The following is a 26,409-nucleotide window of genomic DNA, read 5'->3' as shown; positions in this document are numbered from 1 at the left end:
TCCCCCGCAAACGGGAGAGGTAAGGCGGAGCCCGTGATTGCGTCGATCTTACCAATAGTCAGCACATTCTGGGCTAGGTGATCGAGATGGGTGCAATAACGGCCTGGAAGCGGGCGAGGGCGGCGTCATGGATCTGAATCTAGGCGGCAAGGTCGCCGTCGTCACCGGCGGCAGCATCGGCATCGGACGGGCGATCGCCGCCGAGCTCGCGCGCGAGCAGGCACATGTGGTGATCGTCGCGCGCGACGCCGAGCGGCTTACAGCGGCCGCGCAGGAGATGTCGCGCGATACCGGGCGGCGCGTGATCGCCTGCGCCGGCGACATGACCAAGACTGACGATATCGCGCGCGCGATGGATACCGCGCGCGAGGCTTTTGGCCGCATCGACATCCTCGTCAACAACGCCGGCGCCTCGCCGATGGGCAGGATTGCCGATACGCCAGACGCGACCTGGGCCAAGTCGATCGAGCTGAAGCTGCTCGGCTATATGCGCTGCGCCCGCAGCGTCCTGCCGGAAATGCGCGACCGACGATGGGGCCGCGTCATCAACATCATCGGCCGCAGCGGGCATCAGCCGCGTGCGGCCTATATGGCAGGCGGCGCGGTCAACGCGGCGCTGCTCAACTTCACGCTGGCGCTCGCCGAGGAATGCGCGCCCGACAACGTGCTGGTCACCGGCGTCAATCCCGGTCCGGTGCAGACCGATCGCTGGGACAGCCTGGTCTCGCAGGGCGCGGCGATTGCGGGACAGGATCGCGGCACGGCGAACGCCGCCGCCATCGCCTCGGTGCCGCTCGGGCGCGTCGGGCAGCCGCACGAAGTCTCGGGCCTCGTCGCATTCCTCTGTTCAGACCGCGCATCTTTCATTACTGGGACCTGCATCAACGTCGATGGCGGTGGAACGAGGTGTATCTGATGGCTAGCGAACTGCGGAAAATCGGTGTCAGCGATGATTGCGAGCTTGCGGTTCGCCTCGACGACTATCTCTTGCCCTGGGACACCAAGCCGCCGGTCGTCATGCTGCACGGACTTGCCGAGAGCGGTGAGGCGTTCCGGCGCTGGGTGCCGTATTTCGCCACGCATCACCTCGTGGTACGTCCCGATCTGCGCGGCTATGGCGATTCGACGCCGATGCAGGGCGACTACGTCTATCGCTTCGCAGGCCTCGGCGACGACATCGTGCGGCTGCTGGACGCGCTGAAGCTCGATCGCGTCTTCCTCGTCGGCGGCAAGATCGGCGGCACGCTGGCGATGCATCTCACGGCAAATCATCCGGACCGCGTGATTGCGCTCGCCGCGGTCGGTGCGCCGGCCTCGCTGACCTCGTTCTCCGAACGGGCGCCGACCTGGCGCAAGCAGATCCGCGAACAGGGCGTCGAAGCCTGGGTGCGCGAGACCACGGCCGGTCGGCTCGGCTCGTCGCTGCCGTCGCCGGCGATCGACTGGTGGATCAAGTTGATGTCGAAGACCAAGGCTTCGACGCTCGAGGCGTTCCTGAAGATGGTGCCGACGGTCGACGTCACCGGCGAACTACCGGCCATCAAGCGGCCGACGCTCGTCGTCACGACGACAGGCTCGGGGCTCGGCAGCGTCGATTCGGTGAAGGCCTGGCAGCAGACGATTCCGGGCTCCAAGCTCGAAGTGCTGCCCGGCGATTCCTATCACGTCGCGGCCACCGACCCCGACGTCTGTGCGCGGATGGTTCGGGAGTTTTTCGACCGGCTTAAGACGTGAGACACGCGTCCGAATAAGGCCCATCAAGAGGCCCGGACGAAACACAGCGAGTGGGAGGAAACGATGAGCTTGAGGCGAACGCTTGCCGGCTATCTCGGCGCGACCGCGCTGTTGCATGCCGGTGCCGCGATGGCGGCCACTGTCGAGATATCCGCCAACGGCATCGGCGGGCAGGTGACCAGCGACAAAGGCGCGGAGGCCGGGGTCTGGGTGATTGCCGAGACCAGGGACCTGCCGACGAAATACGCGAAGGTGGTGGTCACCGACGATCAGGGCCGGTTCGTCATCCCACAGCTTCCCGCGGCCAACTACAAGGTCTGGGTCCGCGGCTATGGCCTGCAGGACACGGCGCAACAGGACGCTCGTCCAGGCAAGGTGCTGGACTTCAAGGCCGCTCAGGCCTCGCCCAAACAGGACGCGCAGAACTATCCGGGCATGTATTGGTATTCGATGCTCGACATCCCCAAGCCCGAGGAATTTCCGGGCACCGGGGACAAGGGCAACAAGATGCCGGAGACCATGAAGTCGCAGGCTCAGTGGGTCGATACGGTCAAGAACATGTGCCAGTCCTGCCACGCGCTCGGTACGCGCGGCATCCGCGAAATCCCGAAGGTGTTCACCGAAGGCTATGACTCTCAAACCGCATGGGCGGTCCGCACCCAGGCCGGCCAGGCGCAGGAATACATGGCGACGGTGCTGGCCAGCATGGGCCCGGAGAAGGTCTACGATCTGTTCTCGAAATGGACCGACCGCATTGCGGCCGGCGAGTTGCCTTTCGACAAGCCCGAGCGGCCCAAGGGTATCGAGCGCAATGTCGTCTTCACGATGTGGGACTGGGCCGCACCCACGCGCTATCAGCACGATGCGATCTCGACCGACAAGCGCAACCCACGCGTCAACGCCAACGGCCTGATCTACGGATCGTCGGAAGAGAGCTCCGATCTCGTGCCGACGCTCGATCCCGTGAACAACGTCGCCAGCACGATCAAGCATCCCTATCTCGACCCCAACACGCCATCGTCGACCGATGCTCCGCGCGGAACGTCGGCCTATTGGGGCGACGAACCGATCTGGGATGGCCACACCAGCATCCACAACGTCATGATGGACGAGCAGGGCAAGGTCTGGTTCACTGCGCGCCTGCGCCCGCCGGCCAATCCTGACTACTGCAAGCAGGGCTCGGATCTGCCGTCGGCGAAGGTGGCGCCGCAGGCGACCTCATTGCGCCAATTGTCGCGCTTCGATCCCGCGACGGGGAAATGGGATCTCATCAACACCTGCTTCACGACCCATCACCTCTATTTCGACGACGATGCCAACCAGACGCTGTGGACCAGCTCCGGCGGTCCGGGCCTCGGTGGCGGCATCGTTGGCTGGCTCAACACCAAACAATATCGCGAGACTCTCGACGACGTGAAATCGCAGGGCTGGACGCCGCTGATCATCGACACCAACGGCAATGGCAAGCGCGACGCCTATGTCGAGCACAAGGACCCCGTCGATCCGACCAAGGACAAGCGCATCGCCGCATCCTTCTACGGCATCATGCCGAGCCCGGTCGACGATACGATCTGGGGCCAGGCGATGGACCGCGGCTTCTCCCGCATCGACCAGCCCGGCTACATCGTTCGCGTGACGCCCGGACCTGACCCGGCCAACACCGCGCTGGCCGAGGTGTATCAGCCGCCGGAGGGTACGTTCGGTCCGCGCGGCCTCGACATCGGGCTGGACGGCGTCGTGTGGACGGTGTTGTCCAGCGGTCATCTCGCACGCTTCGACCGTAAGCTCTGCAAAGGTCCGCTGAACGGACCAACGACGGCAGACGGCAAGCAGTGTCCCGAGGGCTGGAAGACCTGGCGTATGCCCGGACCGCAGTTCAGGGGACTAGATGCCAGCGGCAGTGCAAACCACGCCTATTATGTCTGGGTCGATCGGTACAACACGTTCGGACTTGGCGCGAACGTGCCGATCGCAAGCGCCAACGGCAGCGAATCGCTGCTCGCGCTGGTCAACGACCAGTTCGTGAACCTGCGCAATCCATACCCGCTCGGCTTCTTCACCAAGAATGTCGACGGCCGGATCGATGACCCCGAGACTGGCTGGAAGGGCCGCGGCTTGTGGAGCACGACAGGAACGCGCGCGAGCTTCCACGGAGAGGGTGGCAAGGAGGCTTCGCCCAAAGTCTACAAGGTGCAGATGCGGCCGGATCCATTGGCCCATTGAGCGTTTAGCCCTATGAATAGCCGCGCTGCAAACGAGCGGCCAAAAGCAACGGAAACAGAATCATGACAAAGACCTCTCGACGCGACGTGCTCACTGCCGCAGCCGCGATGACCGCGGCGGGCATCGCCGATGTGGCTCCGGCCGCAGCGCAAGCCGGGCCGAAGCCGATCTTCGCGGTGCCGATGGTTGCGATCCCGATCGTCGGCGAGACGAGCGTGTTCCAGGTTCGCCGCATCTACTGCATCGGGCGCAACTATGCGGCGCACGCGATCGAGCGCGGCTCGGACCCGAACCGCGAGCCGCCCTTCTTCTTCCAGAAGCCGACCGATGCGATCCAGAACGTCGCGATCGGCGAGGTCGCCGACCATCCTTATCCGTCGCTGACCAAGAACTATCATCACGAGGTCGAACTGGTCGCCGCGCTGAAATCCGGTGGTACCAACATCCCGGCCGAGAAGGCGCTCGACCATGTCTATGGCTACGCGCTCGGCCTCGACATGACCCGCCGCGATCTCCAGAACGGCATGGCCGCTGAGAAGAAGCCCTGGGAGATCGGCAAGAGTTTTGACCATGCCGCGGTCATCGGTCCGATCCACCCGGCGAGCAAGACCGGCCATTTCGAGAAGGGCGCGATCTCGCTGGCGGTGAACGGGACCGTGCGGCAGAGCTCGGATCTCAGCAAGATGATCTGGAGCGTGGCCGAGCAGATCGCAAAGCTCTCGGAAGCATTCGAGCTCAAGGCCGGCGATATCATCTATTCCGGCACGCCGGAGAATGTCGGACCGGTGGCGAAGGGCGACGTGCTCCTGTGCAAGCTCGAGGGCTTGCCGGACATGTCGATCAAGATCGTCTGAGCGATCCGGCGGAGTTTCAGTCCTGGAGGCGCGATATGTTGCGGCACGTCGCCACGTTGGGTTTGGTCTTCGTCATGACCGGTACTCTCGGGGTGAAAGCAGAGGGGCCGAGCGATATTGCGCCGACGGGATCGCTCCGCGTGGCGGTGGCGGTCGGGCCCGCCGCGTCGGCCTTCTGGACGACGCGCGATCCTTCGACTGGAAAGCCGCGCGGTGTCACCGTCGAGCTTGCCAAGGCCGCCGCCGACAAGCTGCACGTTTTGCTGCAGCTGGTCGAGTACCAGAGCTCCGACGAGATCGCCGCAGCCAGCGGCAGGGACGTCTGGGATCTCTCTTTCATGCCGGCGGACGTCAAGCGCGAGCAGTTCGTGGAGCAGGGCCCCGCCTACGTGGCGTATATGAGTGGGTATCTCGTTCGCGCCGGTTCGGACATCCGCTCCGTCGCGGACGTCGATCGCGCCGGAATGCGGGTCGGTTGCATCGAGGGGACATCGACGTCACGTACGGTCGAGAAGTCCTTGAAGCAGGCCAAGCTGACCAAATTCGTGAAGCCGCAAGAGGCGGCCGAATTGATCGGCAAGGGCGAGCTTGATGCTCTTGCGATGGGCATTGGGGCCCTGGAAGACCTTTCGCGAAAGCTGCCCGGAACCAAGGTGCTGGACGAAGTGATCCAATCGACCGGCGTCGTCGTGGTTGTTCCCAAGGGCAAGGCCGTTGCGAAGGCCTGGGCCGCGCATTTCCTGGATGAGGCCAAGGCGGACGGCACAGTACGTCGCGCGCTCGACCGCAACGGATTTACCAACGATAAGGTCGCGCCGTAGGGACGCTGTTGCGCTGATCAGTCTCCGCTGGAACCGCGATTCAGGCGACGGTCTCTGAGTTGCCGGAGTTCCAACGGCGATTGCCCTGTGTTGGGCGGCAAACAATCCTTGTGTGGCCATATTTGAGTAAGAGTGATCTCCCGTGAGGGAGGCGCTTCGATGAACAAAGCTCTGATCACTGCCATCGCGATGCTGGCTATCTTGCCCGCGAGCGCCGTTGCGCAGGAGCGCGCTGGCGCTGCGGCGTTGGGAGCCGTATCCGGCGCCGTCGTGCTGGGTCCGATCGGTGCGGTCGCGGGCGCAGTGGTCGGCTATACCGCCGGACCTTCAATCGCCCGGTCTTGGGGCGTGAGAGGTTCGCGGTCGGCAAGACATCGGCAGCCGCAGCGTCGCGAGGCGTACCGCGCAGCCGCGACCACCGCTCCGCCGCCCACGCGCGAGGCGATGGATGCCAACGGTCAGGTGAGAGCTGCCAGCAATCCGCCAGTCCAAGCCGCGCCTGCGGCGCAGCCGGTTCAAGCTGCACCTGAGGTGTCGACGCAGACCACGACGCCGCCCGTTCAGGGATTCGAATGAGGCTGGCTTACGCCGCGGTGGTCTTCGGCCGCAGCCGCTCGACCGTCCTGGCGATCAGTGCAGCCACGTCCGCGACCTTCGGGCCGATCCGGAATTCGGGGCCGGCGACGACGACGGAAAGACGGCGGTCGCCGATCGGCAGCGGGATCGCAGCACCCGCAAGGTCGCGGCTGTAGTCGCCAAAACTCTGGCAATAGCCGCGCGCGATCGAGTTGCGCAGCTCCGCTTCCACCGCCTCGATGCTGATCGGCGTCGACGGGCCGTACTGCTTGAACTCGATCTTGCGGTAGACGGAGTCGCGCTCCTCCTGCGAATACTGCAACAGCAGCGCGCGGCCGCTGGCGGTGGCGTGGATCGGCACGCGGTGGCCGATGGTCGCGAAATAGCGGATCGCGGCCTTGGACTCCACGACGTCGATGAATACGGCCATCACGCCCGCCGGCGCAACGATCGAGGCGGTCTCACCGGTCTCGGCTGAGAGATCGGCGACCAGCGTGTGCGTCCAGGGCGGCAGCGGCTCGACCTCCGAGATCATCCGCGCCATCGCGAGCCACCGCGGCGTCGGATAGAAGCCCGCGCGCGGCCGCGGCTCATAGAGATAGCCCTTCTCCGACAGCGTCGCGAGCAGGTTGAAGGTCGACGAGCGCGGCCAGCCGAAATGATCGGCGATCTCCGCAAGCGTCGCCGGCTTCTTCGCCTGCGCGAAGAACTCCATGATCTCCAGGACGTTTGCGGCTTGGCGAACGATCATGATCGGATCTCGTCTGTCGCGACGTGCTGTCCCTGATCTATGGCTGGCCGAGGATCTTCTTCGCGGCGCGAAGATGCGGCTTGTCGATCATCATGCCGTCGAGGCGCAGCGTGCCGGAATTCGGATTGCTCGCGAACGCCGCAATCACCTTCTCCGCCCAGTTGCGCTCGGCCTCGGTTGGCTCGAATGCCGCATTGACGATATCGACATGTTTTGGGTGGATCAGCGCCTTCGCGGAAAAACCGTCGCGTCGGGCAGCACGCGTTTCCTGCTCGAGGCCGGTGAGGTTGTCGATGTCGGTATAGACGGTGTCGATCGGCGCGACCTCGGCCGCGGCTGCCGCCATCAGGCAGAGGTCGCGCGCAAGGCGATAAGGGCTGTGGAACACGCCGCCCGAGGCCTTCTCGGTGGCGCCGAGCGATGCGGAGAGATCTTCAGCGCCCCACATCAGGCCGGCGAGGCGAGGGGAGCAGTCCTTGTAGGTGCCGAGCCCGAAGATCGAGCCGGCGGTTTCGGTGGCGACGCAGACGATGCGGGTCGTGCCGACCGTGATGCCGGCCGCGGCCTCGAAGGCTTCGAGCCAGGTCGCGACCTGCCGCACGTCGTCGCCGCCGCGCGATTTCGGCAGCACGATGCCGTCGGGCGCCCCCGGCATCACCGCGGCGAGATCGGCGAGCGTCATGCCGGTGTCGAGCGCGTTGACGCGGACATAGAGCTGGTGCGGGCCGCGGCGGCCCTTGAGCATCGCAAGTGTCAGCTTGCGCGCCTCGTCCTTCTTCTCGGTGACGACGGAGTCCTCGAGATCGATGATCAGCGCGTCGGCCCTGCCTTCGCTCGCCTTCTCGAATTTGCGCGGGGAATCGCCCGGCACGAACAGCATCGAACGCATCAGACCGGCCTCTTGTGCATCATCGCCATGCGGCGGCATTTGCCGACGATCTCGTCGTTCTGGTTCCAGGCGTGGTGCTCGAACTCGACGATGCCCGCCTTCGGGCGCGATTTGGATTCCCGCACAGAGAGCACCTTCGTCGTCGCCCGCAGCGTGTCGCCATGGAAGACCGGCTTCGGAAAGGTGACGTCGGTCATGCCGAGATTGGCGACGGTGGTGCCCAAGGTCGTATCATAGACCGTCATGCCGATCATGATCCCGAGGGTGTAAAGGCTGTTGAAAATGCGCTGGCCGAACTCGGTCTGGGCCGAGAAATGCGCGTCGATGTGCAGCGGCTGCGGATTGAGCGTCAGCAGGCTGAACATCGTGTTGTCCATCTCCGTGACGGTCCGGGTCAGCGGATGCCTGAACTCCTGGCCCACGGAAAAGTCTTCGAAATAAAGTCCGGCCATCGCGGTTTCCTCCCTGTGTCGTGCGATTCTGGCCGGCGTCCGCTTCTTAAGGCGGCGCCGCCAGGTGAACTGCCTTTTGTTGTGCAAGCTGCTCGATCTCGTCAGCCGAGAACCCCGCCTCGCGCAAAATGTCGCGGCCGTGCTGGCCGAGCGTCGGCGCTGGGCCGGCCGGCTCTGGCTGGGTCACGCTCCAGGTGGAGGGCACGCGCATCTGCCGGATGCGGCCTTCCACGGGGTGATCCACCGTCCTGAAGAAATCGACCGCCTTGAGATGCGGATCGTCCAAGATCGTCTCCAGCGTATGCATCGGCATCACCGGAATGTCGGCACGCTCCAGGAGCTCGCGCCATTCCGCGGTCGTGCGCGTCAAGAAGATGTGGCCGATCTCCTCGTAGATCTCGTCGATGTGCTTGGTGCGCGCGGCATGGTTGGCAAAGCGCGGCTGCTGCAAAAATTCCGGCCGGCCGATCGCCTCGAAGAAGCTGCGCCAGTGCTTGTCGTTGTAGATGAGGACGCAGAGATAGCCGTCGCTGGTCTTGTAGGGCCGGCGATAGCGCGAGAGCAGGCGGGCATAGCCGCCATGGTCGAGCGGCGGATCGTAGGTCAATCCGCCCAGATGATCGACCAGCACGAACTCCGTCATGGATTCGAACATCGGCACGTCGATGCGCTGGCCCATTCCAGTGCGCTGCTGATGCATCAGCCCGCCCATGATCGCGTTGACCATCATCAGGCCGACGATGCGGTCGGCGATGGTGACGGGAACGTAGCGCGGCGTGCCGTCGCCGGCGGCCGCGAGCAGCGTGGGCACCGCGGCCGCGCCCTGGATCAGGTCGTCGTAAGCGGGCTTGGCCGCATACGGGCCGGACTGGCCGTAGCCGAACGCGCCGACATAGACGAGGGCGGGATTGATCGCGGCGAGCGTCTCGTAGTCGAGGCCGAGCCGCGCCATGGCCTGCGGGCGCACATTGTAGACGAGCGCGTTGGCCTGCTTGGCCAGCCGCAGCAGCGCATCGCGGCCTTCCGGCTTCTTGAGATCGAGGACGATGCTGCGCTTGCCGCGGTTGGCGTTGTGGAACATCCCGCCCATGCCGGGCGTGCGGCCGGGACCGATCTGGCGAACGATGTCGCCCTCGGGGCTTTCGACCTTGATGACGTCGGCGCCCATGTCCGCCAGCACCTGGGTGCCGTAGGGGCCCATGAGCACGCTGGTCAGGTCAAGAATGGTGAAGCCGGCGAGCGGTCCCATGGGGCCTCGTTGGAGATATTCATATACGTGGAGTTAGAGTTCATAAAATGCTGATGTCAATTTGCCACCTTCGCATCGAGACGCATGGCTCCATGCATAGTTCATATACTTGACATTAAAATTCACATATATGTACAGTTTCCTCAAGCAAGAAATGGAGTGGGGGCCGGGCGGTCGGCAGCAGCGGGCTGCCGCTCTCGGTATGGGGACGCGTCAAGGAGAAACAAATGAAGAAGAATTTGGTCTGGGCTGCCGCGGCGTTCGCACTCTCGGTGCCGGTCTCGACGCCGTCGGCCCAGGCGCTGGAGCTGAAGGTCGCCGACTCCTTCCCCGCCGGCCATTACCTCGTCCGCCTGATGCTCAAGCCCTGGATGGACGACGTCACCAAGCGCACCAACGGCGCGGTCACTTTCACCTATTATCCGAACCAGCAGATCGGCAAAGCCGCGGACATGCTGCGGCTGACCCAGTCCGGCGTGGTCGATATCGGCTACATCGGGCCGTCTTATGTCTCCGACAAGATGCCGCTGTCGGAAGTCGCGCAATTGCCGGGTGCATTCGACACGAGCTGCCAGGGCACGCTGGCCTATTGGAAGACCGCGCGCGAAGGCGTGCTGGCCAAGCAGGAATATGCGCCGAACAGGATCAAGCTGCTGATGGCCGTGGTGCTGCCGCCCTATCAGGTGTGGACCGCCAAGGCGAGGGTCGAGACCGCCAAGGACATGCAGGGCCTGAAGCTGCGCACCACCGGTGGCGCGCAGGACCTGACGCTGCGCGCACTCAGCGCCGTGCCGGTGCGCATGGCGGCGCCCGATGCGTATGAGTCGCTATCGCGCGGGACGATGGATGGTCTGCTGTTCCCGATGGAAAGCGTCGTCGCCTACGGCCTCGACAAGCTCGTCAAACACGCCACCGAAGGCGTCAGCTTCGGCAGCTTCATCGTTGCCTACTCCATCAATCAGTCGGTGTGGGACAAGCTGCCGGACGACGTGAAGAAGGCCATGAATGAGGCCTCCGATGCGATCGAGCCGACGGTCTGCGCCCAGGTCGACAAGGAAACCGAGACGACCAAGAAGCATCTTCAGGATGAGGGCGTCAGCTTCGATCCGCTGCCGGAGGCGACGCGCGCCGAGATGAAGGACAAGCTGAAGGGCGTCGGCCAGGAATGGGCCAGCGGTCTCGACAGCCGCGGCAAGCAGGCGTCCGCCGCGCTGAAGGAGTTCGAAGGCTTGCTCGCCTCAGGCGGCGCGAAGTAACCGATAGCACGATACGGCCAAAAGGGAGGCCCGGAGGTGATCAAGCGAGCGGGAGATGTGCTCGGCGCGCTGGAGCGCGCGCTGACGGTGATCGCGGTGGTGTTCCTGTTCGTGATCATGGTGCTTGTGGTGACCGACGTGTTCATGCGCTACGCGCTGAACCGTCCGTTCTCCTTCACTTATGACCTGATCGGGCTCTATCTTTTGGCCGGTGTGTTCTTCTTCACGCTGTCAGATGGCTTGCGCGAGCATGCGCATGTCGGCGTCGACATCCTCCTGTCGCGTTTCTCGCCGGCGGGGCGGCGGCTGTCAGAGATCGTCACCGCGCTTGCCGGCCTGTTCGTGTTCGTCCTGATCTGCAAGGTCGGCTTCGAGCGCGCGCTTGAGAACTATGAGCAGCACGACGTTCTCTCGGGGGCCATTCCCTGGCCGACCTGGATCTCGGCGGCGCTGGTGCCGTTCGGCTGCGGCGTGCTGGTGCTGCGGTTGGCGCTGCAACTCGTCGGCAACGTGCTGAGCCTCATCAGCGGGCGCGACCTCTATCCGCTGCCGCCGGTGACCGGCGTCGGCGAAGCGCGAACCTTTGAATAACGGCGGGCACCCATGACTCCTCTCATCGTTCTCGCCCTTCTCTTTGCCCTGCTCGCGCTCGGCACGCCCGTCGGCTTCGCGATGGCCTTTGCGGGCTCGGTCGGCCTCGTCATGGTCGGCGGCTTTTCGACACTGTTCGGCATCCTGCAGACCGCACCGCTCTCGACCGTCTCGTCCTACGAGCTGATCACGATTCCGATGTTCCTCCTGATGGCGGACCTCGTGCTGCTGTCGGGCGTTGCCGACGATCTGTTCAAGACGGCATCAGCGTGGGTCGGCCGGGTCCCCGGCGGGCTCGGCATGGCGACGGCGCTCGCCGGCGCCGGCTTCGGTGCGATCTGCGGCACCTCGACGGCATCAGCTGCGACACTGTCCTCGACCAGCCTACCGGCGATGATCCGCCAGGGTTACGAGCCGAAGATGGCGGCCGGCGTCGTCGCGATCTCCGGCACGCTGTCGATGCTGCTGCCGACGAGTGTGGCGCTCGTCATCTTCGGCCTGCTGGCCGAGGTGAACATCGGCAAACTCCTGATCAGCGGCATCATCCCCGCGATCCTGGTCACCATCACCATCATGGCCACGATCTACTTCCTGGTCTGGCAGGATCCCTCGCGCGCGCCGGCCGCCAAGTCGGTGCCGTGGCGCGAGAAGTTCGCGCTGCTGTGGCAGGTCTCGCCGATGGTGGTGCTATTCTCGATCGTGACCGGCACGATCTATCTCGGCGTCGCCACGCCGACGGAAGCCTCGGCCTTCGGCGCGTTCGGCGCCTTCCTGCTCGCGATCGTCAAGGGCAAGATCACGCCGTCTACGCTCTACAAGACGCTGCTGCGCGCCTGCCACGGCACCTGCATGATCATCATGATCCTCGTCGGCGCCTCGATCTTCGGCTACTTCTTCACGCTCACCCATGTGACGCAGGACCTCGTCGCCTGGATCGGGAGCTTGCCGACCTCGCGCTGGGTGATCATCACGCTGATCCTGTGCGGCTACATCGTGCTCGGCTCGTTCATGGACCAGATCGCGATCCTGGTGCTGACGGTGCCGATCGTGCTGCCGCTGATCAAGACGCTCGGCTTTGATCCGATCTGGTTCGGCGTCATCAAGATCGTCACCGCCGAGGTCGGCATGATCACGCCGCCGGTCGGGCTGAACTGCTTCATCGTCGCCCGCTATGCCAAGCGGCCGGTGGCGGAGGTGTTCCACGGCACCTTCCCGCACTTCATCGCGCACCTGATCGCGATCGCGATTCTGGTGGCGTTTCCCTCGATCATTCTCTGGCTGCCTTCACAGATGGGGCGCTAGCACGTCCGGGCCGTCGCGGCTCCAATCAAGGAGATCAAAAACATGGATTTCGCGCTCACCGATCAGCAGGAAGCCATTCGCGACGCCATCGCCAAGATCTGCGAGGGCTTCGACGATGCCTACTGGCTGAAGAAGGACCACGACGGCGGCTTCCCGCACGATTTTCACAAGGCGCTGGCCGATGCCGGCTGGCTCGGCATCTGCGTGCCGGAGGCTTATGGCGGCTCCGGGCTCGGCATCACCGAGGCCGCGATCATGATGCGTACGATCGCGGAATCAGGTGCCGGCATGTCCGGCGCCTCCGCGGTGCACATCAACGTGTTCGGACTGAACCCTGTTGTCGTGTTCGGTACCGAAGAGCAGCGCAAGCGCATGCTGCCGCCGATGGTCGAGGGCCGCGAAAAGGCGTGCTTCGCCGTCACCGAGCCCAACACCGGCCTCAACACCACGCAGCTCAAGACCCGCGCGGTCGCCAAGAACGACCGCTACATCGTCAACGGCCAGAAGGTGTGGATCTCGACCGCCCAGGTCGCGCACAAGATCCTGCTGCTGGCGCGCACCACGCCGCTGGAAGAGGTGCGCTCGCCCACCCATGGCCTCAGCCTGTTCTATACGGATTTCGACCGCAAGAAGATCAAGGTCTACGAGATCGAGAAGATGGGCCGCAAGATCGTCGATTCCAACGAGCTGTTCTTCGAGGATTTTGAGATCCCGATGGAGGACCGCATCGGCGAAGAGGGCCGCGGGTTCGAATACATTCTGGAAGGCATGAACCCGGAGCGCATTCTCATCGCCGCTGAGGCGGTCGGCCTCGGCAAGCTCGCGCTGTCGCGCGCGACCGAGTACGCCAAGACGCGCGTCGTGTTCAACCGCCCGATCGGCAAGAACCAGGGCATCCAGCATCCGCTCGCGGTGAACTGGGTCGAGCTCGAGGCGGCCTGGCTGATGGTGATGTCGGCGGCCTGGCAGTACGACAAGGGCATGCCGTGCGGTGCCGCGGCCAATGCAGCAAAGTATCTCGCAGGCGAGGCCGGCTTCTCGGCCTGCGAGCAGGCGGTGATGACCCATGGCGGCTTCGGCTATGCCAAGGAGTTCCACGTCGAACGTTACCTGCGCGAGATCCTGATCCCGCGCATCGCGCCGGTCAGCCCGCAGCTCGCGCTCAGCTTCATCGCGGAAAAGGTGCTAGGCCTCGCCAAGTCGTACTAATCTTGCCCACGGACCGCTCGGCAGGATCGCCATGAACCTCGCTCATCATCTCCTGCGTGCCGCCAAGGCCGACGCCTCCGCGCCGGCGCTGTTCAAGGGATTGACGCCGGTCGCCGATTACGGCCGGCTTGCCATGACGGTGGCGTCGCTCGCCGCATCGCTGCAACAGCGCCTTGGCCTTGCCAAAGGCGACCGCGTCGCGCTGCTGATGAAGAACGTGCCGGACTATGTCGCGTGCCTCTATGCCTGCTGGCACGTCGGGCTGGTCGCGGTTCCCATCAATGCCAAACTGCATCCGCGCGAGGTTGCCTTCATTCTCGACAATTCGGGCGCTGCGGTCGTGTTCGTGACCGAGGACATGGCGGGTGTCGCCTCCGAGGCGTTGGCGCTTGGCGCGGGCAGGCCGCGCATCGTCGAGATCGGCTCCGCCGAGCATCGCGACCTGGAGAAGACTGAAGGCATCGCTATCGCCGATGTCGCGATCACGGACCCGGCCTGGATCTTTTACACCAGCGGTACCACCGGCCGTCCCAAGGGCGCGGTGCTGAGCCATCGCAATCTGCTCGCCATGGCGCTGAACTATCTCGCCGAGATCAACCCGATCGCCCCTGGCGAGGCGCTCCTGCACGCCGCGCCGATGTCGCACGGCTCCGGCCTCTACATGGTGCCGCATGTGCTCGGCATGGGCGCGCAAGTGGTTCCCGAGAGCGGCCGCTTCGAGCCCAACGAGATCCTGGAGTTGACGGCAAAGCGTGACGGCATCTCCTTCTTCGCCGCGCCCACCATGGTGCGGCGCCTGACAGTCGCGGCAGACGCGGCGGGCGCGACCGCGCCGGGGCTGAAGACCATCATTTATGGCGGCGGTCCCATGTATGTCGCCGATTGCAAGGCGGCGCTTGCGGTGTTCGGGCCGAAGCTCGCGCAGATCTATGGTCAGGGCGAGACGCCGATGACCATCACGTTCCTGCCGAAGTCGATGCATGTCGACGCCGGGCATCCGCGCCACGAAGAACGCCTCGCGTCGGTCGGGATCGCGCAAGGTGTCGTGCAGGTCCGCACCGTGGACGAGGCGGGGCGGGACGTTGCGCCGGGCGAGATCGGCGAGATCATCGTGCGCGGCGATACCGTGATGTCCGGCTATTGGCAGAATCCGGACGCCACCGCGAACACGCTGCGCGATGGCTGGCTCTACACCGGCGACATGGGCGCGTTCGATGCCGACGGCTTCCTGACGCTCAAGGACCGCTCCAAGGACGTCATCATCTCCGGCGGCACCAACATCTATCCGCGCGAGGTCGAGGAGGTGCTGCTGCGGCATGAGGCCGTCGCCGAAGTCTCGGTGATCGGCCGGCCGCATCCGGAATGGGGCGAGGAGGTCGTGGCCGTCGTCGTTCCCGTGACGGGCAAGACGATCACGCGCGACGAGCTCGACCAGATCTGCAATGCCTGGATCGCCCGCTTCAAACGGCCGAAGCATTATTATCTCGCCGGCGAGCTGCCGAAGAACAGCTATGGCAAAATCGTGAAGACGGAGCTGCGCACGCTCCTGAGCGAATCCTCCGCGCGCCTTGCGCCGATGGACTAGCCGACGATGCCGGAGAACGCAGCGCAGATCGATTTCACTGGACTGATCCGGGACGGCGATCTCGTCGTGTGCGGGCAGGCGACCGCGGAGCCGGTCACGCTGACCGAAGCGCTGGTCGTCCAGGCCGTGCATCTTCCGCGCTTTCGCATGCTGGTCGGCCCGCTGTTCTCGGAAACGTTCTCCGCCTGCGCGCCGAACGTCTCGTTCCAGAGCTATGGCGCGATCGGCAATGCGCGGCGGCTTGCCCGGGCCGGGCGGCTCGACGTCATTCCGAGCAACTACAGTGCCTTCTGCGCCGACTTCGCCGCGCGCCGCCATCGCGCCGACGTCGTGCTGGTGCAGCTCGCGGAGTCCGACGACGGCCGGCTGAGCGCGAGCCTCTCCAACGACTATGTCATCGACTCCGCGCGCGGCGCCCGTCTCGTCATTGCTGAGATCAATCCGGACGCGCCTTTTACGTTCGGCGCGGAATGGCCTGAGGACGTGCCGATCCACGTGCGCCTGGCGGCCCGCCGCCCGCCCGTTGAGCTGGCTTCGACGCCGCTCGACGACGTCTCGCGGCGGATCGCGGCGCATGCGGCGAGCCTGATCGCCGACGGCAGCACGCTCCAGTTCGGGGTGGGGCGGATTCCGGACGCGATCCTGTCCTCGCTCTCCCATGCGCGCAATCTCGGCATTCACTCCGGCCTGATCAACGACGCCGTCGTCGATCTGATCGAGCGCGGCGCGGTGACGAATGCGGAGAAGGGTACCGACGCCGGGATCACCGTCACCAACCAGGTGATCGGCACGCAGCGGCTCTATCGCTTCGTGCATCAGAACCGGGCGGTCGCGGTGCGACCGACCGCCTGTACGCACGCCCAAAGCGTGCTGGCGCGGATCAACCGACTGGTTGCGATCAACTCGGCGCTCCAGGTCGGCCTCGACGGCGCCGTCAATTCCGAGACTCTGAATGGCATTTCGATCGGCGCCATCGGCGGGCAGCTCGATTTCGTGCGCGGTGCCAATGCATCAAACGGGGGAAGGGCGATCATCGCGCTGCCGGCAACCGCGTCCGAGGGCACCAGCCGCATCATCGCCAATGTCGAGACGGTAACGACGCCGCGCGCCGATGTCGACGCCATCGTCACCGAATGGGGCGTTGCGGAGCTGCGCGGCTGCGGTCTTGCCGAGCGCGCGCGTCGCATGATCGCGATCGCCGCGCCCGAGCACCGCGATGCGCTGTCGGCGCAGCTACGGGGCGTAGCCAGCTAGGTGGACAAGGCCGAGCAGCGACATTCACCTCTCCCTACGGGAGAGGTGAGCGGAACTTCTCTGTACCGATCCAGCCGCAGGTCCTCGCGCTAGCCGCTTCAGTTCATCATCGCAAGTGACGGCCGCTGGCTCTCGTCGGACTCGATGATGCCAGGCAGATCCGCGGCTTCGCCTGCGATCATGCCGGACATCCGCCAGAACAGATGGGCAAGCCGCGAAAAGACCAGACGGTCGCGCTCGGCGACGGCTGTTCCTTCCGGGATCGTTACGGTTTCCAGCCCGACCACCTTCCTGAAATCCGGCCAGATCGTCATCGACTGTGCGATCACCGAGACGCAACGGGGATCGTCGTCGCTCTCGTCGGGTGCCGGCGGCAGGCCCGGATATTGCGTCGGCGCCGCATAGAACTTGTAGGCGCCATGGCCGAGCTGGAGCAGGAATTTCTCGGAGACGGCGATATCGTTGGCAAAGGACACCAGGCGCGCATCGCGCAGGACGTCGGGGGAGATCGCAGCGAGGTCATGGGCGCGCAGCGCCGAGCAGAAGGACAGATCGCGATTGTGCTCCCGGAGCAGGTTGGCCAGTGGCTGCTGCTGTTGCACGGTGTTGGTGAGCAGGATGATGGTCTTGAGCATCGTGTGATGTCCGTCAGGGAAAGAGTAAGCGGGCGGTCATGACCGCATCGTCGGAAGCGTGAGCGGCGAAAAAGTCGTTGGCGATGCGCTGGCCCGGCGCAATCTCCAGGATGTGGCAGCGCGCCAGGCCGGCGGCTTCGCGCACGGCGCCGACGTCCTCCTGCCAGGCGCACAGCGACAGCTCGAGCCGGCTGTATCCACCGCAGTCGGCCGCATAGGCGCCGGTTACTGCTTCCACCGTTGCGGCCACGGCCGTTGCATCGCTGGCCGAGATGTCGCGCAGGATCACGGCGATGCCGTTGCCGGTCGTGGCTTTCGAGGTCATCACCATGAAGGCGTCGCGGGCGCCGGTGCGTCCGGCGCGGCGGGCCGCGCGCACGAGGCCGGCGAAGCTTGGATCGGGCCCGAGCTCCAGTGTCGTCGTTTGCTCATCGTGCAGGATCACGGCGCGCATCGCGCCGAGATCGCCCTTCAGCGCGTGGTAGGACCGCGGCAGCCACACGGTGTCGAGCGGCACCTGCGACGAGGTGAGGCTCCAGGCCTGGTCGAGCAGATAGCCCTCCCAGATCGCGGGATAGGATGCGGCGAGTTGCTGCCAGGTGCGCAGCAGCCGTTCGGCGCGATTGGTGCGGCCGAGATAGAGCGTGCGCGCCGACATCTCCCAGCGGTTCCACTTGTGGAGCGCGACGTCGCAGCCGAGGAAGGACGGCAGCAGCGGCGCCTCACGCAACGTGGCGTCCGCTTCGACGAACAGCAGCGGTTCGCGACATTTGTTCCACATCCGCACCATGAACTCGGCCTTCTCGAAGCAGAGGATGCGGTCGTCGAACTGGGTTTCGACCGCCTCGATATGGCCGTCGAGCCGTAATCGTTCGAGCGATTGCCGTAGGGCGAGCGATGTCGTCGCGTCGCTGCCGCGCGGATAACAGGAGACGATCCGCGGCCGGACGGTGGAGGCATCGGCGGCGGTCAGGAATCTCGACCAGCCGATACCGCCCCACCACATCTCATGCGGGCCATCGGCGCCGCAGGGGCCGACGGTGCCGAACTCGGTGAGCTTGGATTTGAGGAAATCGAATCCGGGATTCTCGCTTCTGGGAATGACGACGGCGCTAGCGGGAGTGAGCGAGCGGAAGAACAGCTCGGCCGCCGCGCCGCTCGGCGGCTCCTTCAGGATGATGACGCCGCTACGCCGTCCGTCCGAGATGGCGTCCAGGGGCGGCGCACCGTAGCGGCCGACCAGCCAGCTCAGACGATCGCGCTGGACCGGGCCGAGCCTGATGCCGCCGGATTGCAGCAGACGATCAAGGTTTGCGTGCGTCTCGTCCGTCAATTCCGTGCCCCCTTGCATCGTGCCGGCCCCTTGGACTTCAACGGCCGAGGCGGCGCGATCAGGCGCACTATTTGGGGCCGGTGCCGAGCGGCGTGATCGCCGCGGAATAGACCGCGATGTCCTGCGTCATCGGCGCGACCGGGATCAGCAGGCAGCCGTCCTCGTTCTCGGCGCGATAATGCTCGCCGGTCCGCTGGAGGCCGGCGTAGACCAGGCTTTCGGTCGCGATACCGATGACGTCCTGGCTCTCGGCGGCGTCACGAACGTCATCGCCGTGCTGCACGGTCACGCCATGAAGAAGGCCTTCGGGCGCGCATTTCGCCAGCGGCAGCGCGATCATGGTGATCGCCATGGTGCGGGAGAGAGGAATGCGCAGCCGCAGCTCGGCGAGCCCGGTGCGATAGATCGTGACCGTCTCCAGTGCCGCATCGCCGCTCGCGCGAAACAGTCCGACCTGAACCGAGCCACAGGGGCGTTCCTCGAAGACGTCGGCCGGCAGGCGGTTGGCGCCGAAGAGCACATAAAGATAGCCGTAGGACGGGGACAGGCGCGCAAAGCTGCCCGCGAGCCACATCGGCGGCGCGGCCGATGTGCAGGCGGCCGAGAGGCCGCGGGCGGTGATCTGGTCGCGAGCGAATCTGCTGTCGAGCATCGGCGCCAGCGCATGGGTGCCGAGATTGACGTCGTGCTTCAATCCGCCGAGCAGCGCCAGTTCGTCTTCATCGGGCAGCAGCAGAAGCCGTGTCAGCGTCGCCGTGCACCAGCGCGCGGCGATGTCGGGCGCGGCATAGGGATGCAAGCCATAATCCGCCGCGACGCCCGCGGCGCTGTCCGCAAAGGCCTGCGCGCCGGCCTGGATCTCCGCGGCAAGCGCGATCTGGCTGGCGGGGCGCGGATTGATCTCGCGCAGCACCGTGCCGCCTTCGTAGTCTCGCACCGAGCCGTCGGCGGAGCAGCAGGCCTGTTCCAGCAGCGCGACGTTTCGGATCAGCATGCGCTTGACGTGGGGCGTGACCACGAGGTCGGAGATGAAGCCTTCCGCGCTGTCCTCCTCTGCGACATCGTCGAAGGCGTCGTCGAGCGAGATCAGATAGGCGCCGTGCAGGCGGATATTGATGCCCTCCTGGTCGAAGACGCGGCGCAGCGCCTTCTGCACGCTGCCGGAATAGCCGAGATCGGCGAGCAGGAGATCGGTGCAGTCGTCAAAACCCGGAATCGTGTGACGCAGATAAGCGAGCAGGCGCGCGCGCAAGGCGGCGGCGAGCTCGACGATCTCATCGGCGTCCAACAGGTCGGGAAGGGCGGCTGCGAGCTCTTCGCCGGTGGCGATCCCGCCGGGAAAGGCTGCAAAGAACGCCGCAACCTTCGGCGACGTGATCTTCATCATGTCGTGGAAGGTCGGCGCGTCGATCTTGAAGACCTTGCTGAGGAGATCGACGAGCGGCTGCATCGTGTCGGCCGAGGCGATCAGGCTGACGCGGCGATTGATCTCGAGATAGGCCGAGGTCGTGCCGTGCAGGCTCTGCCAGATCCGGTGCGACAGAAAGCCGTCGCGGCCAAGGAAACCGAGGGCAACCTGCCGGCCGGGGCCCGCGACCTCCGCGCAACGCCGCGCCACAAAGGCGTCGAAAGCCGTCATCACCGGACCGAGGATGGTGAGCCCGAGATGGAAGGCCGGAGACTTTTCGGCACTCCGCGCAGCAACCATGCGCCGCAATGTGCGCGCGCCATCATCGAGCCGCGACGGCGCGCCATGGCAGAGCAATTCGAACAGCGCAGTCTCGCGCTGAAACTTCGATGCCAATTGCGGCGTGGCCTGCGGATAGTAGCGCGGACGAATGCCGTGGCGCCGCGCACCCCTGATATCGGCCCTCTCATTGTCGCCGACGTGGAAGGACGTTGCGGCGTCGACGCCCTGTTCGGACAGATATTTTGCGAACAGGGCTTCGCTCTTGCTGCTGCCGTGGTCGCAGGACGCGTAGAGGAAGTCCCATGTCAGGCCGGGCCAGCAGGTCCGCAGCAGACGCGCCAGCCGATCGGAATCCCAGTACGTGTCCGAGATGAATCCGACGCGGTGTCCCGCGCGCTTCATGTCCAGATATTGACGCAGCATGTCAGGATTGGCGCGGCAGAGCTCGAGCTCCGCGTCGAACTCGGCTTCGACCAGATCGTTCAGGTCACGGCGTGCGAGCCCGAACAGCCTGAACGGAAAATAGGAATAGATTTCGGAGATGTGAACTTCGCTTGCGCTGCGCTTGTCCTTCGCAGTCCTGCGCGCACGAGCCTCCGCCTGGATTCGATGCTGAACGAAATTCGCGGAAACATTAGGACAAGAATGCGAAACGCCAGATAGCTCGTAAGTCCTTTCAAATACTCCATCCGGCGTCGTGCAGGCGCGAACGAGAAACGTATCGAAAACATCGAATGACCAAGCAGAAACATTTTGCGTCCGACATTTTGCGTCGGCCGTCGCGATCGTCATGCCAAGAATCCCCGCCCAACAAGCGATTAACGTGCACGCGTACGAACTCAGGCGCCACGACGACGAAAAAAGTTCACGCGTGATTCAAAATCGCGCTCGTTGCGACTGACAGATTCAAAAAAATCGCTAGGTTCGAAAAAGGTGATTCGGAAAAAATTGCCGAGTGAAGAAGCGGCCTCGCGGTCGTTTACGCTCAGACACAATTGATCCTCTGGCGCGCCGTGTGCGTGCTGCGTTCGATCACCTAGTGCCGCGTAACTTCAGCGTTTTCCCGAGAGCACATCTGTTCAGGATGGATGATCCGCATGGTGCGAGACGATGTCGATGATTGCGGGACGAGCACGCGCGATATGCGCGCTGTCGGCAATTATTGCCTGTCGCTCGGCAAAAGATTCCGGATAACATCTTGAAAAATAACAAAAAATCTTCGCCTGGATTGTTTTGGTGCCGCGTTCAACGCGTGGAAGCCGCGTGGCACGTGCGCCGCCGGCATTGCGGGTTGGAGATTGCGGGATGAGTTACGCTGCTGATGTCTGGGCTCCCGCCGAGGCCGAGGTCACGACGACGGTGCCGACTGAAGCGATCGTGCCGGTGATGCCCTCAGCGACGCTCGCGCCGGACAACCCTCCGGTCACCGACATCGTCTTCGACGAGGACAGCGAGCTGTTGGACCGGCTTGCCACCGGCGACGAAGCGGCGTTCCGCATGCTGGTCGAGCGTCACATCGATCGCGCCTACGCAATCGCGCTGCGCATCATCGGCAACGCGGCGGATGCCGAGGACGTGGTGCAGGACACCATGCTCAAGGTCTGGACCCATCGCGGGCGCTGGCAGCACGGCCGCGCAAAATTCTCGACCTGGCTCTATCGTGTCATCTCCAACCGCTGCATCGACCTGCGCCGCAAGCCCCGGACCGAGAATGTCGAGACCGTGCCGGAAGTCGCCGACGGCCACCCGGACGCTGCTGAAATCATCGAGCGCAACGAGCTGAACGACATACTGGAGCTCGCGATGCAGCGCCTGCCCGAGCAGCAGCGCATCGCGGTGATCCTCTCGTATCACGAGAACATGAGCAACGGCGAGATCGCGCAGGTGATGGACACCACGGTGGCCGCGGTGGAGTCGCTGCTCAAGCGCGGCCGCCAGCAGCTTCGCCAGCTCCTGCGCAAGCACGAACGCGACATCCGCACCGCGTTTACCGACTGCTAACCATAAAATTTCGCTCTCGAAAATTTCGCCGCCTGATCTCCTTGCGCTCCGCCGTTTGAGCGAACGGACGGGGCTGCGGTCCGCGTCGTCAATCGTCTTCCACGATGCGGCACGCCATTGCCCATCAGCACAGGAGTTTTCAATGCCTGCAATTTCCACCAATACCGCGGCGAACTCCGCGGTCCGCTACCTCAACATCAACTCCGCGCAGGAGAGCAGCGCGCTCGCCAAGCTGTCGAGCGGTTCGCGCATCACGTCGGCCTCCGACGACGCCGCGGGCCTCGCGATCTCCACCCGCATCTCGTCGGACGTCACCACGCTCCAGCAGGCGGCCACCAACGCCTCGCAGGCGACCGCGATCCTTCAGACCGCCGACGGCGGCGCCTCGAACATCTCCGACATCCTGGCCCGCATGAAGTCGCTGGCCTCGGAGTCCGCCTCGGGCACCACGACCGACTCCAGCCGCGCCTACATCAACTCGGAATTCTCGCAGCTCACGAGCGAAATCGATTCGATCGCGACCGGCACGCGCTATTCGAGCCAGAGCCTGCTCGACGGCTCCAGCGTGTTCGCCTCCGGCGTCTCGGTCCTGGTCGGCTCCTCGGGCTCGGACACCATCACGATCACGCTGACGAGCCTCACGGCGTCCTCGCTCGGCGTCTCCTCGCTCGACGTCAAAAGCCTGTCGGATGCGACATCGGCGCTGACCGCTCTGGACACCGCGATCGATACGGTCTCCGCCGCCCGCGCCAGCATCGGTGCGCAGGAATCGCGGTTCAACTTCTCCTCCGATTCGATCTCGACGCAGACGCAGAACCTGCAGTCCGCCAACTCAGCAATCAAGGACGTCGACATCGCGGCCGAGCAGGCCACACTGTCCTCGGCCGAGGTGAAGACCCAGGCGGCGGTGTCGGCCGAATCCGCGGCGAACCAGATGCCGCAATATCTGCTCAAGCTGCTCGGCTAAGGGCGGCCATTCCGGGCCGGCCTGAGGCCGGCCCGGTTCTCATCGTGATGGATCGGACACTACATTGACCAGCGTCAGTTCGAGCACCAGCAGCACGTCGACGACCAGCTCGACTTCGTCGAGCGCTTCCTCGGTGACCACGACCGGAACCACCACGTCGACCTCCATCGACTGGAGCGCGCTGATCACCGCGGCGGTGAACGCCAAGCTCACCCAGGCGACCACGATCTCGACTACCATCACCAACAACGAGGCCAAGGTCTCCGCCTATCAGACGCTTCAGACCGACCTTTCCACGCTGTACAGCGGACTGTCTTCGCTCGCGACCTCCGTCGTCAATTCGCTGGCGACCAACGCCTTTGCCACTCGCGCGGCGACCATCAGCTCGACCGGCGACGTCAGCGCGTCATCCGCGCTCTCCATGTCGGTCAGCAACGGCGCGGCGACCGGCGACCATACGCTGACGATCAGCCAGATCGCGACCGCGCAGAAGGTGGCCGGCACCACGCAATCGAGCCAGACCGACGAGCTTGGCTACTCCGGGACGTTCTCTCTCGGCCTCGAGGGCGGCAGCACGGCCGACATCACCATCACCAGCACGATGTCGCTCCAGGACGTCGTCGATGCCATCAACGCCCAGACCTCGACCACCAATGTGCAGGCCTCGATCGTCCAGGTGTCGAGCGGATCCTACGAGATGGTGCTGACCGGGACCGAGGATGCGGCCGACATCACCTATTCCAGCACGTCCGGCGACGACATCCTGAACAAGCTCGGGGTAACCGACAGCTCGGGCGCGTTTTCCGACGTGCTGCAAAAATCTCAGGCAGCCGAGTTTTCCCTCGACGGCATCTCGATGACGCGCGATACCAACGATATCACCGACGTGCTCACTGGCGTGACCTTCAACCTGCTCCAGGCGACGCCGAGCGGAGCGACCCTGAACATCAGCATCGAACCCGATACCAGCCAGATCGAATCGGCGGTTGAGACCTTCGTCACCAACTACAACACGTTTCGCGACGCTGTGATGGCGCAGCAGGCGACCGGCTCGGATGGGACGGCGTCGTCGAGCGCCGTGCTGTTCGGCGACGGAACCATGCGCGACATCATGGATGCGCTCCAGAACGCGCTCAACAGCACCGTTGGCGGGCTCACCATGGCCGACCTCGGCCTGTCCTTCAACGAGAACAACGAGCTTGAGCTCGATACCTCGACGCTGTCCAATATCCTCAGCACGAATTTGAGCGGCGTCACCACGCTTTTGTCGGCGCAGACCAAGACCTCGTCGAGCCAGCTCAGCGTCGTCAACACCGGAACGTCGCCGCAATCCTTCACGCTCGACCTGACGGTCGATTCCTCCGGCAATCTGACAGGGGCCTCGGTCGGGGGCGACTCCTCGCTGTTCACGGTCAGCGGCACCACGATCATCGGCAATTCCGGAACGGCCTATGCCGGCATGGCCTTCACCTATTCGGGCTCGACCTCGCAATCGATCACGGTGACCTCGACCTCCGGCATCGCGACGCAGATCTATCAGATCGCCAAGACCTATTCGTCGAGCAGTGGTTCGTTGCAGACGCTGATCACCAACCTGCAGGACCGCGACAACGATCTTCAGCAGAGGGTCGACGACATCGAAAGCGCGGCTTCCGCCTACCAGACGCAGCTCCAGACGCAATACGCGAACTACCAGGCCGCGATCGAGAGCGCCAACAACACGCTCACCTATCTCAAGGCCCTGCTCAACTCCAGCTCGAGTAATTGATGATGCATAATCCGATGGCGTACATGGCCAACCAGGCCTATCGGGGAGCCGCGACCACCGTGCCGCCCTTGAAGGCGGTGTCGATGCTGCTCGGCGGCGCGATCACCTTCCTCCAGAAGTCGCTTGCGGCGCAGGAGGCGCGGCGCTTCGAGGAGGGGCACGAGCAGCTGATGAAGGCAACCGCGATCCTGCGCGGGCTCAGCCACAATCTCGATTTCACCAAAGGCGGGGCGGTCGCCGAACGGCTGTTCCAGACCTACCACGCCCTGCTCATGGCGAGCCTGAAGGCCTTCGGCCGGCCGCACGCGCGCGACAGTTTCCGGCGCATCATCGCCGCGCTGACCGAGCTGCGCGAGGCCTGGGAGCATGTCGACACGGCGGTGCGGACCGGCAAGGCGGCCCCGGCCGATTCGGCCGGCAAGCGCTGAGACATCCTGCCTTTCGGGGGCCTTTGGCGCCCTGGTCCGCGGGAAACCGGTTTCCGCCGCGCCTGCAATGCTTTATGACGAGCCCCGGGGAAGACGGGACCGGCAGGCGATGGACGTCACCGAGTTTGAGGACCTGATCGATCGGCTGGGCGAGGATCTCTCGCGCTGGCCCGACGATCGGCGTCTGCCCGCCGAAGAGCTGCTCGCCTGTTCCGACGCTGCGCGAGCCCTGCTGGACGAAGCGCGCATCCTGCGCCGCGCGCTCGCAGCGCCCCCCGAGCGAGCGCCCGCTGGCCTCGCCGACCGCATCGCCGCTGCGGCCGCGAAGCTGAAGAACGACGCCGCCGAGCCACGTACCGAGGGCGAGACGGCCGGGAGCTGAAGGCGCTCCAGCGGGTCCTGACTACGCAGGGACCGTCGTGTCGTTTTGACGATCGAATGCCCGCGTGTAGAGGGGCGCGACGGCCGTTCCCCCAACTTGCTGTCGTCCCGGCGAAGGCCGGGACCCATAACCCCAGGGCGTGTTGTTGCGCGAATTCGTAACCACGAGATCGCGTTATAACATCCGCCTGTGGTTGATGGTGTGGACGGCCCCCTACGGCATCAGTGTGCCAGAATGAGGTTGTCAGAAACTCATTCGCAGGAGCCGTCCGTGAGCCAGATTATCCGCATTGGGATGGATACGTCGAAGTATATTTTTCAATTGCATGGGGTTGATGCATCGGAATCGGTCGTGCTTCGCAAGCGGCTGAGCCGCAAGGCGATGCTGGCGTTTTTTGCCAAGCTGCCGCCGACGGTGGTGGCGATCGAGGCCTGTGGGGCCGCCCACCACCTGGCGCGA

Annotated in this window: 24 protein-coding genes and 1 pseudogene; 18 read left to right on the top strand and 7 right to left on the bottom strand. The window is 64.7% G+C overall.

The features are described 5' to 3' along the window. Nucleotides 1-127: 127 nt before the first annotated feature. From AYJ54_RS34925 to AYJ54_RS34900, 6 genes are all read left to right on the top strand, one after another. Nucleotides 128-916, top strand: coding sequence for an SDR family NAD(P)-dependent oxidoreductase (locus AYJ54_RS34925; protein WP_063706351.1), 789 nt, complete (start codon nt 128-130; stop codon nt 914-916). After that, nucleotides 916-1,734 (top strand): alpha/beta fold hydrolase, encoded by an 819-nt coding sequence (locus AYJ54_RS34920; protein ID WP_063706349.1) that lies wholly within the window; start codon nt 916-918, stop codon nt 1,732-1,734. The genes AYJ54_RS34925 and AYJ54_RS34920 overlap by 1 nt, the downstream gene beginning before the upstream one ends. A gap of 63 nt (nt 1,735-1,797) precedes the next feature. Then, the gene (locus tag AYJ54_RS34915; protein ID WP_063706347.1) at nt 1,798-3,957 is read left to right on the top strand and encodes a carboxypeptidase-like regulatory domain-containing protein; all 2,160 of its coding nucleotides are present in this window, start codon (nt 1,798-1,800) and stop codon (nt 3,955-3,957) included. Between the two features lie 62 nt (nt 3,958-4,019). Beyond that, the gene (locus AYJ54_RS34910) at nt 4,020-4,811 is read left to right on the top strand and encodes a fumarylacetoacetate hydrolase family protein (protein WP_063706345.1); all 792 of its coding nucleotides are present in this window, start codon (nt 4,020-4,022) and stop codon (nt 4,809-4,811) included. A gap of 35 nt (nt 4,812-4,846) precedes the next feature. Further along, the gene (locus AYJ54_RS34905) at nt 4,847-5,632 is read left to right on the top strand and encodes a transporter substrate-binding domain-containing protein (protein ID WP_063706343.1); all 786 of its coding nucleotides are present in this window, start codon (nt 4,847-4,849) and stop codon (nt 5,630-5,632) included. Nucleotides 5,633-5,791: 159 nt separating this feature from the next. Next, the gene (locus AYJ54_RS34900) at nt 5,792-6,208 is read left to right on the top strand and encodes a hypothetical protein (protein WP_063706341.1); all 417 of its coding nucleotides are present in this window, start codon (nt 5,792-5,794) and stop codon (nt 6,206-6,208) included. Nucleotides 6,209-6,215: 7 nt separating this feature from the next. Here AYJ54_RS34900 and AYJ54_RS34895 read toward each other — a convergent pair whose 3' ends face one another. From AYJ54_RS34895 to AYJ54_RS34880, 4 genes are read right to left on the bottom strand one after another with little or no spacing between them, the layout of a single operon-like run. After that, nucleotides 6,216-6,959, bottom strand: coding sequence for an IclR family transcriptional regulator (locus AYJ54_RS34895; protein WP_063706339.1), 744 nt, complete (start codon nt 6,957-6,959; stop codon nt 6,216-6,218). 37 nt (nt 6,960-6,996) lie between these two features. After that, the gene (locus AYJ54_RS34890; RefSeq protein ID WP_063706338.1) at nt 6,997-7,848 is read right to left on the bottom strand and encodes an HpcH/HpaI aldolase/citrate lyase family protein; all 852 of its coding nucleotides are present in this window, start codon (nt 7,846-7,848) and stop codon (nt 6,997-6,999) included. Next, complete coding sequence (locus AYJ54_RS34885; protein WP_347337243.1) at nt 7,848-8,327, bottom strand: MaoC family dehydratase; 480 nt, start codon at nt 8,325-8,327, stop codon at nt 7,848-7,850. Before AYJ54_RS34885 ends, AYJ54_RS34890 begins: the two co-directional genes overlap by 1 nt. Before the next feature lie 19 nt (nt 8,328-8,346). Beyond that, nucleotides 8,347-9,549: a CaiB/BaiF CoA transferase family protein gene (locus tag AYJ54_RS34880; RefSeq protein WP_063706334.1), complete on the bottom strand. Its 1,203-nt coding sequence runs from the start codon at nt 9,547-9,549 to the stop codon at nt 8,347-8,349. A gap of 227 nt (nt 9,550-9,776) precedes the next feature. On the opposite strand from AYJ54_RS34880, the gene AYJ54_RS34875 reads away from it, so the two are divergent. The 6 genes from AYJ54_RS34875 to AYJ54_RS34850 are packed head-to-tail and all read left to right on the top strand — an operon-like array spanning nt 9,777 to nt 16,746. After that, nucleotides 9,777-10,805 carry a TRAP transporter substrate-binding protein gene (locus AYJ54_RS34875; RefSeq protein WP_063706333.1) on the top strand — a complete coding sequence of 343 codons (1,029 nt, stop codon included), beginning with the start codon at nt 9,777-9,779 and terminating at the stop codon, nt 10,803-10,805. 36 nt (nt 10,806-10,841) lie between these two features. Further along, a complete protein-coding gene (locus tag AYJ54_RS34870; RefSeq protein ID WP_136624134.1) occupies nt 10,842-11,396 on the top strand; it encodes a TRAP transporter small permease in 555 nt (184 codons plus the stop codon). Nucleotides 11,397-11,408: 12 nt separating this feature from the next. Then, nucleotides 11,409-12,698, top strand: coding sequence for a TRAP transporter large permease (locus AYJ54_RS34865; RefSeq protein WP_063706331.1), 1,290 nt, complete (start codon nt 11,409-11,411; stop codon nt 12,696-12,698). Between the two features lie 42 nt (nt 12,699-12,740). Beyond that, on the top strand, nt 12,741-13,907 hold the full coding sequence (locus AYJ54_RS34860) for an acyl-CoA dehydrogenase family protein (protein ID WP_063706329.1): 1,167 nt from the start codon (nt 12,741-12,743) through the stop codon (nt 13,905-13,907). Between the two features lie 31 nt (nt 13,908-13,938). Beyond that, nucleotides 13,939-15,492 (top strand): AMP-binding protein, encoded by a 1,554-nt coding sequence (locus tag AYJ54_RS34855; RefSeq protein ID WP_063706327.1) that lies wholly within the window; start codon nt 13,939-13,941, stop codon nt 15,490-15,492. 6 nt (nt 15,493-15,498) lie between these two features. Continuing rightward, nucleotides 15,499-16,746 (top strand): acetyl-CoA hydrolase/transferase family protein, encoded by a 1,248-nt coding sequence (locus AYJ54_RS34850; RefSeq protein ID WP_063706326.1) that lies wholly within the window; start codon nt 15,499-15,501, stop codon nt 16,744-16,746. A gap of 98 nt (nt 16,747-16,844) precedes the next feature. Here the strand turns inward: AYJ54_RS34850 and AYJ54_RS34845 are convergent, their stop codons facing one another. The 3 genes from AYJ54_RS34845 to AYJ54_RS34835 form a co-directional block, all read right to left on the bottom strand. Continuing rightward, a complete protein-coding gene (locus AYJ54_RS34845) occupies nt 16,845-17,381 on the bottom strand; it encodes a hypothetical protein (protein ID WP_063706324.1) in 537 nt (178 codons plus the stop codon). Nucleotides 17,382-17,394: 13 nt separating this feature from the next. Beyond that, on the bottom strand, nt 17,395-18,714 hold the full coding sequence (locus tag AYJ54_RS34840) for a hypothetical protein (RefSeq protein WP_063706489.1): 1,320 nt from the start codon (nt 18,712-18,714) through the stop codon (nt 17,395-17,397). Nucleotides 18,715-18,781: 67 nt separating this feature from the next. Then, nucleotides 18,782-21,196: a hypothetical protein gene (locus tag AYJ54_RS34835; RefSeq protein WP_063706323.1), complete on the bottom strand. Its 2,415-nt coding sequence runs from the start codon at nt 21,194-21,196 to the stop codon at nt 18,782-18,784. Nucleotides 21,197-21,709: 513 nt separating this feature from the next. On the opposite strand from AYJ54_RS34835, the gene AYJ54_RS34830 reads away from it, so the two are divergent. From AYJ54_RS34830 to AYJ54_RS48205, 6 genes and pseudogenes are all read left to right on the top strand, one after another. Then, a complete protein-coding gene (locus AYJ54_RS34830) occupies nt 21,710-22,405 on the top strand; it encodes an RNA polymerase sigma factor (RefSeq protein WP_063706321.1) in 696 nt (231 codons plus the stop codon). A 142-nt stretch (nt 22,406-22,547) separates the two neighbouring features. Continuing rightward, the gene (locus tag AYJ54_RS34825) at nt 22,548-23,372 is read left to right on the top strand and encodes a flagellin (protein WP_063706319.1); all 825 of its coding nucleotides are present in this window, start codon (nt 22,548-22,550) and stop codon (nt 23,370-23,372) included. Nucleotides 23,373-23,505: 133 nt separating this feature from the next. Next, a complete protein-coding gene (gene fliD / locus AYJ54_RS34820) occupies nt 23,506-25,140 on the top strand; it encodes a flagellar filament capping protein FliD (RefSeq protein ID WP_245329207.1) in 1,635 nt (544 codons plus the stop codon). After that, nucleotides 25,140-25,568 (top strand): flagellar export chaperone FliS, encoded by a 429-nt coding sequence (locus tag AYJ54_RS34815; protein WP_063706316.1) that lies wholly within the window; start codon nt 25,140-25,142, stop codon nt 25,566-25,568. Before fliD ends, AYJ54_RS34815 begins: the two co-directional genes overlap by 1 nt. A 109-nt stretch (nt 25,569-25,677) precedes the next feature. Continuing rightward, complete coding sequence (locus tag AYJ54_RS34810) at nt 25,678-25,950, top strand: hypothetical protein (protein WP_063706315.1); 273 nt, start codon at nt 25,678-25,680, stop codon at nt 25,948-25,950. A 270-nt stretch (nt 25,951-26,220) separates the two neighbouring features. Then, nucleotides 26,221-26,409: pseudogene (locus AYJ54_RS48205) on the top strand (IS110 family transposase); the annotation flags it as partial.

The sequence above is a fragment of the Bradyrhizobium centrolobii genome, assembly GCF_001641635.1.
Taxonomy (GTDB): Bacteria; Pseudomonadota; Alphaproteobacteria; order Rhizobiales; family Xanthobacteraceae; genus Bradyrhizobium; species Bradyrhizobium centrolobii.
This window is presented reverse-complemented; position numbering and strand designations above follow the sequence as displayed.